Source organism: Pseudomonas sp. NFR09, from assembly GCF_900111535.1.
Taxonomy (GTDB): domain Bacteria; phylum Pseudomonadota; class Gammaproteobacteria; order Pseudomonadales; family Pseudomonadaceae; genus Aquipseudomonas; species Aquipseudomonas extremorientalis.
This window is the reverse complement of sequence record NZ_FOIH01000005.1, coordinates 229,240-244,178: the sequence shown is the minus strand read 5'-3', so window position 1 is coordinate 244,178 and position 14,939 is coordinate 229,240. Positions and strand designations below refer to the sequence as shown.

The following is a 14,939-nucleotide window of genomic DNA, read 5'->3' as shown; positions in this document are numbered from 1 at the left end:
TCGGCAATCGAAGGTACGCAATTGACCCCGCTCATGAGGGCAGCGCACAGCCGTTGCCGTCACTCTAATAAACGTCCTACTAAAAACTCAGAAGCCACCTACAGGTCCCAGTCATATTTCGGCGCTATTTTTAAGCCATTCACCCGGTGCGACATCTCATCACCCGACCTCATGTTGTGGAGACTTGTATGATGAACAGCGCAAATGAATGGCAGACCACACTTCCCGAGTTCCTGCTTGAAGCAGAAACGCTGCTGGCCAAGTCGCAAGAGTGCCTAAACCATCTGCATCTGATTCGTGACGACAGCGATGCCATCGACTGCATGAAGGCCAGCCTGGCCACACTCGCCGAAAAGGCCGACAGCCTGGCCCTGCAGGTGATCAGCGAATTCTCCCGGCATATCCAGTACGTGATCGCCAATGCGGCAAGCCCGATGCAACTGCATGACCAGGCGTTGGATGCACTGCACGCGTGCTTGACGCTACTCGCTTGGCAACTGGAACTGATCGATGTGCGCACCGGCGAACTGAGTATGGACGAGAGTGAGCAGGCGACATTGATTGCAACCGTCACGCTTCAGATCCCGCAGAAGGATTTCACTTATAAACCGCAGCAGCGTGTACACCACGCCTCTTGAATGGATACCAAGTCGTATTCGAACCTGAAGTTATCCAAAAACGACACGGCTATTAATTTGCTGGAACTGAACCGCGCACACAAAGATATCAATTAGCCATTAACGGTAATAACGATACAACCAAGCAGAAATAATATAACTCCTCACTTCATGAACTCTGGGAATACCGCCCGGAGTATTTGCGCGGTCAATAATCCGGTGAGGCACGGCACCAGGCGACCAACGGTAATAGTGGTGGTACTATGCCCCGCTCGAAGTGACTCAACTTCATCATGCATAAAAACGATTCGATAACGCATCCCAAACAGAGCCCCGTCAGCCCCAGTGACCGGGCTTCCCGCAGCGCACCCTCATTGGCTCCATCCGCTATGTACGCCAGCCTCAAGACACTCATCGCAAGGTCCGCGTCCCGCAGCAATGCACGCCGCTTGATCCTCGCCCTGTGCCTTGGCTCGCTGCTGCTGAGCCTGTGGACCTATGCCAGTTCAGAACCGCTGCCGTTGCTGGTGATTGTGCTTAACCTGGCCACTCTCGTAGTGGTCGGCCTGCAACAATGGCGTTCACGCAAGTCCATCAAGTTCCAGCCCCAGGAACTGGCCGATCGCCTGTTGCAGGTACAGGAAAACGAACGCCATCGTCTCAGCCGTGAACTGCACGACGATATCGGCCAACTGCTCACCGCGGCCAAGCTGCAAAGCGAATGGCTCAAGCGTCGCCTGCCCGACGACCTGCAAAGCCAATGCACGGTGCTGTGCAACACCCTGAATGAAACCCTGGCCAAGGTGCGTGACGTTTCCGCCATCCTCAACCCTCGTCAGCTGGCCAGCCTGGGGCTGGAAGCCAGCCTGCGCGCGCACCTGCTCAAGACCCTGGAAAACACGCCGATTCACTGGAGCCTGGAATGCCAGCAACGGCTGACCGGAATCCCGGAAGAAATGGCGGTGGCGGCCTTCCGCATCACCCAGGAAGCGGTGACCAACATGCTGCGCCACGCCCAGGCGCACAACCTGCTGGTACGCCTGCAACGTTTGCCCGAAGGCCTGTCGCTGACTATCCGCGATGACGGCCAGGGTTTTTCACCGGCCGTCAATCCCGGCCTGGAAGGCCAACGGGGCATGGCCGGCATGTCCGAGCGGATAGATCAGCTTGGCGGTACGTTGTCCGTCAGCAGCCAGCCAGGCAAAGGGACACGGATCGAAGCGCTTTTCCCCTGGGCGCCCCGCGCCCTCGAACGGGCCAGTTCCCCTAAGGTTCTCGAGTGAGCTGCAAATTACTCCTGGTGGATGACCATGCACTGATCCGGGCCGGCGTACGCGCGCTGGTCCAGGACATTCCCGGCTACACGGTGATCGGCGAAGCCAGCGATGGCGAGCAGTTGCTGGAGCAGTTCAGCGCCCTGTTGCCGGATATCGTGCTGCTGGACCTGTCGATGAAGCACACCGGCGGCCTGGACGCCTTGCAGCAGCTCAAGCGCGCCTACCCCAAGAGCAAAGTGCTGATCCTGTCGATGCACACCGACCCGGAACTGATCATGTGCGCGCTGGAGTCCGGCGCCCATGGCTACCTGCTCAAGGACACCACCGCCAACGAGTTGGAACACGCGCTGCTGGCCTTGCGCAACAACGAGCGCTACCTGAGCCCGGCGATCGCCCACACCGTGATCAACCAGGCGCTGGTGCGCAGCCAGGGGCCCACTACTCCCGCCGGCCACAGCCACAACCTCACGGCGCGGCAGTTGGAGATCCTGCGCCTGATCGTGCGCGGCAAGTCCACCCGGGAAATCGCCCACGGCCTGGGCCTGAGCATCAAGACCGTGGAAGCCCACCGCTCGCAAATCATGAAGCGCCTGCAGATTTTCGACGTGGCCGGCCTGGTGCTATTCGCGGTGCGCGAGCAGATCATCAGCCTGGACGACTAGCGGCGACCCCACCGGCAAGTGCACGCGCAAGGCCTTGGGCAAGGCCTGGAAGTGCAGGTCATCGCCCTGCAGCGGCTCGCCATCCAGGTTGATATACAGGCCCTGTGCAACCTTGATGTTCACCCACGGCAGGCGCGCCCGGACGAACATGGTGTCCAGGCCCCATCCGTTATTCATCAACTCTCGCAAGGTGCCAACCACTTCCTGGGGCGCCGGCAGGATGCTGACGTCCAGCAGGCCATCGTCGGCCATGGCGCCTGGGCATAGCTCATGCCCACCGCCTGCCTGGCGACCGTTGCCAATGCCCAGCGCGAGCAACTCGCCTTTCCAATGAAAATCAGGGCCATCCAGCTCGGCGTAGGCAGCCTTCAACTCGCTGAACCGCGTCAAACCGGTGAACAGGTAGGCGGCGCCGCCCAGGACTTTTTTCAAATCTTCGGAGGTGTTGGCGGTGACCTGGCTGCCGAAACCGCCGGTGGCCATATTGAGGAAGATCTGCCCACCGACCTGGCCCAGGTCGATGGCCCTGGGTGGCACGTCCAGCAGCGCCAGGGCCTGGTCAGGCTCCAACGGCACGCCGGCAGCCTTGGCGAAATCGTTGGCGGTGCCCAGGGGCATCAGCACCAGACTGGCGTCGGTCTTGGCCTGGGCCATGGCTTCGGCTACATCGCGCAGGGTGCCATCGCCGCCACCGGCGATGATGTGGGTGTAGCCGTCAGCCAGGGCTTCGTTGACCAGGCGCTGGGCGTCGCCGCCTTCCCAGGTGACCCGTACTGCCAACTCCCCACCCTGCTCGCGCCGGGCCTTCACGGCAGCGCGCACGTCCTCGTTGAGGGCTTGCTTGCCGTGGAGGATCAACAGTGCCTTGGGGCTGGTCATAGCGGGCTTACTCCTGGATTCAAAGGTGCATGAAGGATGTGGACCTTTGGCAGCCGAAAAAAAGCCATGGGTAACGTAAATTAATTGGCCGCCCTAGAAATTGTCCATCGCGTTGCACATCGAGACTTTGCCCACCGGCGTCGGCTCGATCCGCACCCATTGCCTGCCGTCCGCCGGCAACTCGTCGAGCAGGAACGAACAATCCGCCGACATCGACGCCTGCACCATGTAGTCGCGCCCGGGCTTGGGCACAAAAGTCATGGTCTTGGCGCACTGGCGGGAGTATTGCAACCGCCCCAGGTAATGGAACGCGATCGGTTTACCCGCCGGCACCACCAATTCGGACGTGACCGCGCCGGCCCACGAGTAGATCGGCCCGGGGATGCCGAGATTTTCGCCGTTGTGATCGGGGAAACCGGCTTTCACCGAGGCCATCACCCCGGCGCCCGGCACGTTCCAGTCCAGGCAGTCACGCCCCGGCACCGCACGTACCAGGCCGTCGGTGACGACACGCACCCGGGCGGTCTCACCGCTTTGCGGCGGCACGTAGCCGGTGGACAGCGAACGGATGTTCGCCACCTGGCCGCAACCGCCCAGGGCCAGCAACACAACAGGTATCACCATTAACCTTTTCATCAGCCATCCTTTCGCATCGGGGGTGTTTACGGCTGGCGGCAATTCTGCTTGACCGACAGGTGCGGCGCCGGCTCGTAGCTCACGCGCTGCAAGCCGTCAGCGTCCTGGAACAGGAAGTACTTGACGCGGCAGTCCTTGAACATCGCCGAATAACCCTCGGCGCGAAAGCCCTGGCCATCGACCTGCTTGGTCACAGTGTTGTTGCGGCTGACCACGGCGAGCACCTGCTGGTAGCTGTCGCCCATATTCACCCCCGGCTCGCCAGTGACGGCGGCCGACGAGGCGCAACCGCCCAGGGTGGTTGCCGCCAGCACCCATGCGGCGCCGTACAGTCCTTTGCGTAGATCGATCATTCCTTGGTTCCTTTTAGTGATGGATTAGCGGCGGCCTTCGCACACCGGCGATTCGCCGATGCGGCCTTCCTTACACAGGTCCAGGTTGCCCTTGTGGGTAAATCCCGAGTCCTTCATGCAGTAGAAGCGCGTCAACACCTCATCAATCGGCGAGTCGTCGCCCGTCCCCACCAGGTTGGTATAACCGCAGGCGCGCATGGCGCTCTTGACGCCTTCGACGGATACCCCGCTTTTCTGCCATTGGGTAAAAGCCGGTGGCGGTGGTTGAAAGCCCCTGCCCGTACAGCCGATCAGTGAAACAGCGCAAACACTCAACAACAGGCTTCTCGTGAACATGGCGGTCGTCCTCATTGTTTGACTCTCTTAAACACGGCCGCGCCGTCTTTTGTATCGCTCCAGAACGGCTTGCAGAGTTCCCCGCCCTTGCCATAGCAGTTGTGCGCGGTCTTATCGCCACCGAACACTTTCAACCACTCCCATAACCGATTGCTGCCTTCCGGGATCGTACCGCCGGTACCGGCGTTAAACCCTACCAGCGGTGCTCGGGCGACGGGGTCGAAATTATGATTCTGGTACTGCAGCGCCATCGCATCACGCTGCTCCACGGAACTGAATACGGAACGGTTCTGCAATACCCCCAACAGCGAATCGGCCTTTTGCACCGAGTAGGCCGCACCGAAGAAGTTCATCGAGGTTTGGCCCAGCATGCCTGCGTTTGCCGGGTCACGAGCCAACGATTCCATGGCACTGCCCGTTGTCAATGTGCCGCGGCTGTGGCCGTCGATGTGCAATCCGCTTTGGCCGAACTGGACCATATATTCCTTGGTCTGCACAGCAGCGTTGGACAAGCCCCAGAAATCATTTTCGAGATTCTTCTGATACGCCGCGATCATCAACTCGGACGTGAAGTTGTTGGCTTTCTCGAAATGGATCAAATACTGCGGCCCGGTATCGGCAGAGCTGTGTTGATCGGCATATTTGGCCGCGCCATCGATGTCGTTGAAGATACCGTTGTTGGCAATGTGTACCTTACCATCCGGCCCGGGCTTGAGATTGCGCTTTTCTTCGTCGCTCAACTCGCGGCGCTGAACATTGCCTTTGTCGTCCAGCAGCGCCTTGCCATTCTCATCCTTCAACACCTCATACACCCGCGCCTTCTCAAGGAAGATCTTGCGATACGCCTCATCCGCCAGCAGCGACACCTGGTTGTAGAACTCACGCTTGATCTCTTGCTCAGCCTCGACCTTGCGCCCCATCTCCGCCACGTCCAGACGCTCCACGGCAACATGGGCAGCCTCGGTATTGCGGTTGAGGTTGGCAATCGTCTGGTCGACGCTCATGCCGGCGACCACGCGCTGGCGCTCGGCATTGGTGATGACCAGGGTGCCGGCGCTGATCGCGCTGCGGGTGTCGCTGGAGTCGGAATCGGAGTCCGAGCCGTTGGCGAGGCTGTTGGCGAGCAGCGCCTTGGCCGTGCCGAGCTTGCCGTCGAGCATGTCCGAATTGAGTTCCACCCCGGAAGTCTTGACGCTGGCTTCGGACACGTTATGGATGTCGGCCACGGTCAATGTGCCGGTGGTCAGGTTGTTCTTGCCGTCGGTAATGGCCTTGTCGGAACTGGCGATCACGCCGCCCTTGAGGTCGGTGTTGCCACGCACGTTGAGGTCGAATCCACCGTCGCCGGCGCGGATGCCCGATTGCTCGATGACGCTGGCGAAGTTGGACTTCTGCTGGGTATTGCTGGAGCTGAAGCTGGCCGTCGCCGCACCCGCGCACACCGGCGGGATGCAGATGCTGATGCCGGCACTCATGCTCTTCTGTTTGGAGGCAAATGTGCTGGTGTCTTGCAGGCTCTCGATGTTCAGGTCGCCGCCGACATCGGCCTTGACCTTGTCGGCCGAGACCACCGCACCGCGCAGGGTGGTGTCCTTGCCGGAGATCAGGCTGGCCTGGTTGCCTGCTGTCACGTGGGTGTTGCTCCACACCAGGTCGTTGCCATCGGCATTGCCGCGGCTCTGGGAGGCTGAAGCGTTGAAACTCAGGCCGTTTTTCTCGCTGCCGAAAGAGATACCAATCCCCAGGCTGCCGTTCACGCTCTTATTGGTGCTGTGCTGCTCGATGGTGTTCTGCGCACCCGCCAACAGGATATTGCCGTCGGCCTTGAGCAACGCATCGTTGCCGGCAGTGATCTGGCTGCCCTGCACGGTCAGGTCGTTGTTGCGCTTGCCGCCGGTAGCCACAATCGACACATCGTGCCCCGCCGCCACCGTCGAGCCGGCCGCTGTGTTGGAAGTCTGCTCGCTTTTGTTCTCGCTCTTGTTCATGCCCAGGGCGATGCTCAAGTTGATCCCGCCCGCCGCTGCCGGGTCGGCCATCACCTGGGTATGGGCTTCGCTGGCGGCCCACGCGGTGTTCAGTGCAGCGAGGGCTTTCATGCGCTTGTCGTCGGTACGTTCGGCGGCCTTGTTCATGCGCTGGCCGGTTTGCACCGCGTTCACGATCGGGTTGGTCAGGGTCAGGCTCACGCCGGTCTGCTTGAAGCGCTGCTCCTGTTGCTGCGCAGCGAGATTGCGCGCTTCGAGGATATTGACCTCGGATGCGTCAATCGACACATCGCCCTTGGGCGCACTCACATTGCTGCCAACCTGGCGGTATTCGCCGCCCGCGCTGATCAGCACATTGCCGTCGGTGGACCCGACGCTGCTGGCGGCGGCCGTGGTCTGCTGGCTGCTGTCCTTGTTGGTCTGCTGCTGCGAGCCGATGGTGACGGCAATCGCGCCGCCGCTGAACATGCCGCTGGTCTTCACGTCCTTGGTGTGTTTCTCGTCGAGCGTCTCGGTACCCGCCAATACCTTGATGTCATTGCCCGCCACCAGCGCCGTGCCCGAGGTCGAGACCACGTTGCTGCCGGTGAGGGTGATGTTGTTGCCCGCCTGCACCACCGCTTGCTCGCCGCTGAAGGTCGAGCCTTGCGCGGTGGTCTGGGCGACCGTATCGCGGGTGGTGGTGGTCTTGCTGGAGAACAGGCCGTTGCTGCCCTTGACCTTGTGCGCCTCGTCCGCACTGTTGAAGCGCTCGCCGGCCTCGACGTTGATGTCGCGCACCGCGCTGACCGACACCGCGCCCGCGTCACTGTTGACCAGCGCACCGCGTGCCTGCACGTCACGCCCGGCGCCCAGGCGGATATCGCCGTTGGCCTGCACCGAACTGCCGACCTCATTGCGCCCGGCCTCCTTGCGCCAGTTGTCGCCGTCCCATTGGTTGGCCTGGGTGTAGGACTCTTTGACGGTGCTCAAGGTGACGTCGTTGCCCGCCACCAGCGCGGTCTTACCGCCCACACCGGTGTTGCTGACCTGAGCCGCTTGCAGGTTGATGTCATTGCCCGCCGTGGCAATCAGGTTTGCCGCCGGGGCCGACACGTACAGCCCGGCCACCCGCGACAACGCGGTGCGGGTGCCCTGCTCGCTGGCGCTGTCGGTGGTGATCGAGCGCACGTTGATGTCATTGCCGGCGCTCAACGCCAGGCGACTGTTGGCGCTGATCAGGCCGCCGATGTTGTTCAGGTCCTGGCTGGCATTGAGCGACACATCGTTGCCCTGGATGCGGCCGCCGAGATTGTTGAGATTCTGCACGCTGATGGTCACACCGTCGCGCCCGGCCAGGCTGCCCGAGTTGACCAGGTCACCGCGCACATCCAGATTCAAGGTGCGCCCGGCCATCAACGCGCCCGAGCCGTCCACATCGCCTTCGCGAACCCGCACATACACTTGCGGCACCAGCACCTGGCGCACTTCGCCGCTGGCCAGGGTGACGTCCCTGGACACCAGCCACACGATGTCGCTGGTCAACTGCGCCATTTGCCCGGCGGTCAGCGCCACGCCCGGGATCAGTTTCCACTGCTCGGCCAGGGTGACGGCGCTGTCGATCATGCCGCGATATTGCGCTTCGTCGCTGGCGTAACCATCGACAAACCGGCGCCCGGTGAGTTGCGCAACTTGTTCGCGGATCAGCTTCTGCTCGTAGAAGCCGTCGCCCAACCGTTGCTGGGTGGCGGCCGGATCAAGGTTCAGGCGGTCGAGCATATAGTCCGACGACAACCACCGTCCGTAATTGGTAAAACGCGGATCCGTCTCCACCAGATAGCCAGCCGTACTGTTGGGGTTGGTGCGGAACAGGCTGCTGTCCGGCAGGTCGGGGTTGAACCCGCCGGTACGGATCTGCTCCACCGCGCCTGCACCGTTCTGTTGGGTCAATGCCTGCACCTGGCTGATCGGGCTGACGGTGTGGGTTCTGCCCGCACCGGCAAGCTCACCGGTACCGCGGGTGGTATCGCCGACGTTGGCCATTACCCGCGCACCCAACTGTGTGCCGCTGCCATTGATGGTCGCGTATTCGGTAAATACCGTCGGTTTGAGGGCGATCTGCTCGATCAAGGGCGCAGGCTTATAAGCCGTGACGCTGGTCCCCTGGCGATCACGCCCCTTGCGTTGGATGCGATAGAAGTTGGTCAGGGTACCACTGTCGGTGGTAATCCGTTCGCCGGTCACTTCGGTGTTGTCCACACGGCCCACACTGGCCGTCAGGGCCTGGCCGGCGATGATCCGGCTTTTGTCGTTGAGCAGGTGGTCGGCAGTCAGGTTGATGGCGCCACCTGCGAGCATTTGCCCAGGGTCGGAACTGACGATCCGGGTCTCGGTCACCGTGCGGTCGTAGTTATAGAGGTTCCAACGATCCTTGCGCCCTTCCGGGGTCACCAGGTACCGCACCTCATCCTTGTAGGTCGAGATCTGCGAAGGCGTGTAGCGGTTGGTCGAGCCCGACAGTTGGTATTCCTGCAGTGCCTCATTGGAGACGAGTACCCGCTCGGTGGCGAAATGTTCATTGGTGTTGCGGATGAGCCGGGCATTGGCACTCAGGCTGCCCAGCGCTTCAATCGTGGCGCTGGCATTGCTCAGCGCCTGGGCCTGGCCGGTGGCGTGGTCATCGACATCCAGTGTGCTACCGATCACCAGGTCGCCGGCACTGAAGATCAAGCCGTGCTCACGGTTATCGAGAGTCTGGCTGGCGATATCCAGGCGGTTGCGCGCGGCGATGGTGGCTGCCGTCGAACCTTCCACGCTGTTCGTGACGTTGGTGGCGGCAATCGACAAGTGATCACCGTATATACGCCCCGTGCCGAGGTTGTTCAGGGTCGCGGCGCTCAGGCGCGTGGCCTCGCCGTCGATCAGGCCGCGGTTGTCGAGTTGATTGAGCGCATTGACCCGGACCCGGCGGGCACTGATCGAACCGCTGGCGGTGTTGTCGAGTGCGCTGGCGTTGAGCTGCAACCCATCGCCCGCCTGGAAACTACCCTGGTTGGTCAAAAGCCCAGCCGTTTCTACAGACAGGTTGCCATTGGCCTGGAAAAGGCCGGTGTTGACGAAATCATGGCTCAGCTTGAACGCCAGGTCTCTCAGGCTCAGGGCTTTACCGCTGCCACTGTAGCTGGCGCTGTCGACCTGCAGCGACTGGCCCGCAATCAGCGTGCCCGTGCCGTTATTCAAGGCCTGGCGCTTCTGCGCAAGGTCGCGGTCAGTCACGCTCAGCACGCTGCCGGCCGAGATAATGCCCTGGTCGTTATCCAGCGCACCGCTGCCCGTGATGCTCAACGCCGCATCGGCAACCAGCGAGCCGCCACGGTTATCGAGGGTATCGACGTTCATCTCGACGCCCAGGCCCTTGATGCCCTGGTTGGCGCCCTGGGTCGAACGGTTATCCGCACTGGCGGCAGTCAGCAACAGATGACCATCGGCACGCAACAGACCCGACTGGTTGCTCACCTGTCCGGCGTCAACAGCCAGACTGCCGGCGCTGCCGATAAACCCTTGATCATTGATCAACTGGCCGGTACGCACCGTGACGTCACGCTGCCCAAGAATGCCGCCGGTGCTGCCGGAATTGCGGTTGCTGAGTTGCTGGCCATGGGTATCCACCCACAGGTTCGACTTGGCTTGCACGATGCCGCCGTCGTTGTTCAGTACACCACTATCGAGTGTCAGCGTATCGCTGGCGTCGAGGGTGCCCTGGGCGTTGTCCAGTCGCTGGCCTTGCGTATCCAGCAGCAGTTGGGCCCCCGTGATGACGCCGCCTGTGTTGTTCAAACCTTGTGCGTTGAGGGTCAAGGCTTTGGCGGCCTCAAGGCGGCCGCCACGGTTATCGAGCACGGCAGCATCGCTGTCGAGGATCAGGTCGCCCGCCACCGAGCCCAGGGTGCCGCCCTGGTTCAACAGGCTGTTGGCCCTGACTGTCAGGGTTTGGACGGCGGCGACGGTGCCCTTGGCGTTGTTCAATTGTGCGGCGTTGATATCCAGCACACCGCCCGCCGTGACCTGCCCGCGCTGGTTATCGAGGTTGCCGCCGTTGAGGGATAGATTCGCGGCGGTCACCAGCTTGCCGTTGCTGTTATCCAGCGCATCCTGTGCCGTTATGTACAGGTCACCGCCATCACCGGACTGCACCAGGCCATCCGCGTTGCCCAGGGTCTTGGCGCTCACATCAAGGCGACCACCGCTGGACAGGATGCCGCCATGGTTGTCCAGATTGCGCGCGAGGGTCACCCGCATGCCCGCCTTGCCGGTCTGCACCCACTTACCGGCGACGTTGGACATATCCATGGCGACGATGCCGATATGCGCCGCGCCCACCTGTGCAGCATCGCTGAACAAGGTTTGACTGGCATTGGCCGTCAGCGATTGAGCGGCGGTGACGTGGCTGCGGCGCAGGTCCAGATGGCCAGCGGTGCTGTTCAGTTCGACCGTGCCAGCCGATGTCTGGCTGTCACTCAGGTCGACCTGGGCGGCAGTGGCCTTCATGGTTTGCGCCGCCAGGTTCTGGCCCTTGGCCGTGAGGGTGCCGGCCGACGTCAGGGTCAGCGAACCGCTGCTGCCCAATTTACCCGTGCTGTCTACACCTGCGGCGAGTGCAGAGCCGGCATCGCTGCGAATCGCCGAATTCGCGCCTTTGGCGCTCAGGCGGGTATCGCCCTGGGCAGACACGATGCCCTTGTTGTCGATATTGCCCGCCGTCTCCAAGGCCAGGTTACCCTGGGCGAACAGCGTGCCGTTGTTATCGATGCCTTTGTCGGCCTGAGCGGTCAGGTGCGTGGCGCTGCTGATCTGGCCCTGGTTCTCGATACGCCCATCGCTGCCGATGACCACTTCACCGGCACTGGAACCGATCTGTCCGGCATTGCGTACACCGACACCAGCGCCGGTGCCTACCAGGGTGATCTTGCCGGCGTACATGCCTCCCAACTGTGCCACGTCGATGGCCACGGCGGGGGCGTCGGCCGGGTTCTGGCCTGCTGCGACGGTCTTGATAGTCAAGTCTTTGGACCAGATGCCCGCGTTCACTTCGACCGTGCGCGCGATGATCTCGGTGTAGTCGGCGCGAGTGGCGTCAAGGCCCGCGCCGCCGATGCTGACCTTGCCCCCAGAGACTTGATAGCCGGTAATCAAACCGTTCTCGAACTGCGCCCGCCCGGTAGTCAGCGTCGCGCGGTCAGCGTTGATAAAACCGCAGCCATCGCAGGCGATTCCGGAGGGGTTGGCAATCACTACCTGGGCCTTGGAACCCGCCACTTCGACAAAACCGCGCAACTGGCTGGGGTTGCTCGAATTGACCTCGTTGAGAATCACCCGTGCGCTGCCGTTGGCCAGCGCGCGGTTGCCTTCGACCCAGCCGCCCAGTTGGGTCTGGCTGTTGGTGACGGCGTTATTGAGGATCACGCCGCGCTTGTCGACGTCGAACTGCTGGTAAGTGTTGCGCGATACGCCTGCCCCGCTTGGCGTGGTGATGTTGACCACAGGCGCCCCGTTGCCCGCCGCGCCGATGCTCGGGCGCTGGCCTGCGGGAGCCGAACCGTCAGCCACAACCTGGGCCTGGGCCGGCATGACCAGCGCAACCCAGCCCATGCCCACCATCAGCGCAAAACGCAAGGGCGTGAGTGTGGCCACGGCACCGCCGGCCCGGCCAACGCTACCCGTGGTGCCGGGTGCCTTGCTGGCACTCTTGACGTTTTCCGCCACGACCATCAACAGGCCGCGAGCCTTGTTAAACACAATTCGATATAGCTGCTTATTCATGCAAATCCCTTGCGCGGTGGCTGGTCAGAGCGCGTGAAGAGGTAACGGGTGGCTGGCAAACCAGGCTTGCGCCTCCAGGTCGAGCACGGCGATGCCCTGGAAATCGATGACGCGCAAACCGCGTTCTTCGCCCTTGTGGTACAGCGCACGGAAGATCCTTCCAGGCCACAGGCGACGGCGCAGCAAACTGCTGATGCGCCGGGTGTGACCAAACGGCGCGACCCAGTCGTTGATCCACAGGCGGTCGCCACTGTCCCAGTCCGCCGCCGGCAGGCACACCGCAGGTTCGCGCAGATAGCGCGCCTCGGCCTCGGCACTGAGGTTCAACCACGACATGAAAAACACCGGCTGCCCGGCTTCACTGATCAAGATGAACTGGCGCCGCTTGATCGCCGGCAGCAACAAGGTCGACAGGCTGTGCAACGGCGCATCGCGATGGGCCGCCGAGTGCATCCACAGCCACACCGCCGAGCCCAGCACCTGGGCTTCGTCGATGGCGCTGTCGGCGCGCTCGGGAGCAAGCACCTCCAAGGTGTCGTGATGCATGCTGGGCTCCTTCAAAACGACCAGTTGGCGCTGAAGCCACTGGTCACGTCGGCGGTCTGGAAGCCCTTGGGTTTTTCCAGGGGTTTGCCGGTGTAAATGTCATAGGAAAATTGCTTGTAGCCCCCGCGCAGGCCCACCACCGCACCAGCCAGGCGCCGGCCCGAAAGGTACTGGGTGGAATGCCCGCCGACTTCGCCGTAATCCACGCCCAGGTACAGTTCCTGGCCGGTGTTGGCCAGGCTCAGGCCCAGGTCGTTGCTGAACGTCCAGCCGCGTTCGGCCGACAGGATCTGCTCGCCGTCGAAGCCGCGCACGGTGTAGCGCCCGCCAATTGAAAAGCGGTCCTGGGGGATCAACGGTGTACGGTTCCACTGCCCGCGCCAGCCAGCGACGTAACGCAGACGTTGATCCGACAGGGTGAACGGCACCTGCAATTGCGCGTTGGCGGTGATGATCTGCGAACGCGAGGTGCCTTCGCCGTTTTCCTCTTCAGGCGCACGCAGCGCATCACGGGCACCGGTGCCACGGCGATAACCGACACCGAGGTCGAGGGTGTTGGCGCCGATGAATTCACGGTGATTGATCCCGGCCTGCCAACCGGCCATGCGGCGACGTTGCAGTTCGATTTCGGTGTCTTCGATGTAGTTGCTGGACGTACGACTCCAGCCACCGACCGACACAGTGGTCTTGCGCACCGCGTCGCGGTAGATCACCCGTGACAGCTGCACCTCGTTGGTCCGGCTGCGGCCACTGTAGGAATAGGCCTGGTTCACCCCGGCAATCGTCTGGTGGTAGTCATACTCGCTGGACGTCAGGCTCAGTTGCCAATAGTCGTAGGGCACCGAGTAGTGCACGGTGTGGCCTTTCGAACCACGGTCACCGCTCTGACCGCCGCCCAGGTCGTGGTTGAAACTGATGTAGAACAGGTCATTGAGGGTCGCCAGGTTATCCAGCGACAGAGCGACGTTGCCCTGATACTTGCCGGTCTGCTTGCTGCCGGAGTCATCCACCGACAGGCTTACGCGTACTGGAATCGCCTGCTTCCAGGCAATCACGACATCACTCTCCCCCGGCTGTGCATCCGCGCCCTCGGCTGGCGTGATCTGCACATCGGCTTCGGCGGTGGGCACGCGTTTGAAGTTTTCCAGCGCCTGTTCGATGTCGCGCAGGTTGAGCACATCGCCAGGCGACGCGGGCATGGCGTTCCAATAGTTGGCGCGCGTGGAGGTGCCCGGTGCAAAACGGATGTGCTTGATGCGTCCGGGCACCAGCACCAGCGCCAGCGTGCCCTGGTTCAAGTCCTGGGGCTGGGCGAGGACGCGAGTGGTGATGAAGCCCTTGGCGATGATCGCGTTCTGGATGCGCTTCATCGTCAGGTTGATCCCGGCGGAGCCGACGCATTGCCCCTGCACCGGATCGTCGCTCGGGTTGGCGGCACGCAAGGCCCACTGGAAATCTTCGGACTGGTCGCCGCCAAGGACCACACGGTCGATCTTGAAACACGGCGTTTCATTGCGCGGCAGACGCAGAGTGCCGGAGCTGTCTTGCGGAGTTTCGAGACGGACGTCGGGGGACGGTTCCAACTGCTCGCGCTGGGCACGTTCACGTTGTTGTTGCAGGAGCAGTTGCTGGGCGGGCGCTTGAGGCTCAGCGGCCAGTGTCGCTGCACTGGCAAGCAAACCGACAAGGGAGCAGGTGGCGACGCAAGACTGCAGCAAAACAGAGGGTTTTGTTCTAGGTGAAGCGTCGAAAGACATTTCGCATCCTTGTGAGTGAAACTTCCTACATGCGCAGGTTGGTCACCACAAAGACATAAAAGTGCCATCAGGGTGTATGGCCCTGTGAC

General features: G+C 62.2%; 10 protein-coding genes. 3 read left to right on the top strand and 7 right to left on the bottom strand.

Going from position 1 to position 14,939, the window contains the following annotated elements:
- Positions 1-188 precede the first annotated feature (188 nt).
- The 3 genes from BMX59_RS13900 to BMX59_RS13890 all read left to right on the top strand — a co-directional run bounded on the left by BMX59_RS13900 (position 189) and on the right by BMX59_RS13890 (position 2,556).
- Positions 189-638 carry a hypothetical protein gene (locus BMX59_RS13900; protein ID WP_173668591.1) on the top strand — a complete coding sequence of 150 codons (450 nt, stop codon included), beginning with the start codon at positions 189-191 and terminating at the stop codon, positions 636-638.
- 368 nt (positions 639-1,006) lie between these two features.
- The gene (locus BMX59_RS13895; RefSeq protein ID WP_092243079.1) at positions 1,007-1,900 is read left to right on the top strand and encodes a sensor histidine kinase; all 894 of its coding nucleotides are present in this window, start codon (positions 1,007-1,009) and stop codon (positions 1,898-1,900) included.
- On the top strand, positions 1,897-2,556 hold the full coding sequence (locus tag BMX59_RS13890; RefSeq protein WP_071489801.1) for a response regulator transcription factor: 660 nt from the start codon (positions 1,897-1,899) through the stop codon (positions 2,554-2,556). The genes BMX59_RS13895 and BMX59_RS13890 overlap by 4 nt, the downstream gene beginning before the upstream one ends.
- Here BMX59_RS13890 and yegS read toward each other — a convergent pair.
- The 7 genes from yegS to BMX59_RS13855 form a co-directional block, all read right to left on the bottom strand.
- Positions 2,515-3,435 (bottom strand): lipid kinase YegS, encoded by a 921-nt coding sequence (yegS, locus tag BMX59_RS13885; RefSeq protein WP_071489802.1) that lies wholly within the window; start codon positions 3,433-3,435, stop codon positions 2,515-2,517. The two genes, BMX59_RS13890 and yegS, sit on opposite strands and share 42 nt — an antisense overlap.
- 93 nt (positions 3,436-3,528) lie before the next feature.
- A complete protein-coding gene (locus BMX59_RS13880) occupies positions 3,529-4,071 on the bottom strand; it encodes a hypothetical protein (protein ID WP_092243076.1) in 543 nt (180 codons plus the stop codon).
- A 26-nt stretch (positions 4,072-4,097) separates the two neighbouring features.
- Positions 4,098-4,424, bottom strand: a complete 327-nt coding sequence (locus BMX59_RS13875) for a hypothetical protein (RefSeq protein WP_092243073.1) — start codon at positions 4,422-4,424, stop codon at positions 4,098-4,100.
- Between the two features lie 24 nt (positions 4,425-4,448).
- Entirely contained in the window at positions 4,449-4,760 is a 312-nt protein-coding gene (locus BMX59_RS13870; RefSeq protein WP_092243070.1) for a hypothetical protein, read from the bottom strand.
- 11 nt (positions 4,761-4,771) lie between these two features.
- Complete coding sequence (locus tag BMX59_RS13865; RefSeq protein WP_093122338.1) at positions 4,772-12,547, bottom strand: hemagglutinin repeat-containing protein; 7,776 nt, start codon at positions 12,545-12,547, stop codon at positions 4,772-4,774.
- Positions 12,548-12,571: 24 nt separating this feature from the next.
- Complete coding sequence (locus BMX59_RS13860; RefSeq protein ID WP_092243060.1) at positions 12,572-13,093, bottom strand: toxin-activating lysine-acyltransferase; 522 nt, start codon at positions 13,091-13,093, stop codon at positions 12,572-12,574.
- Positions 13,094-13,104: 11 nt separating this feature from the next.
- The gene (locus BMX59_RS13855) at positions 13,105-14,811 is read right to left on the bottom strand and encodes a ShlB/FhaC/HecB family hemolysin secretion/activation protein (protein WP_071489808.1); all 1,707 of its coding nucleotides are present in this window, start codon (positions 14,809-14,811) and stop codon (positions 13,105-13,107) included.
- Between the last annotated feature and the right edge of the window lie 128 nt (positions 14,812-14,939).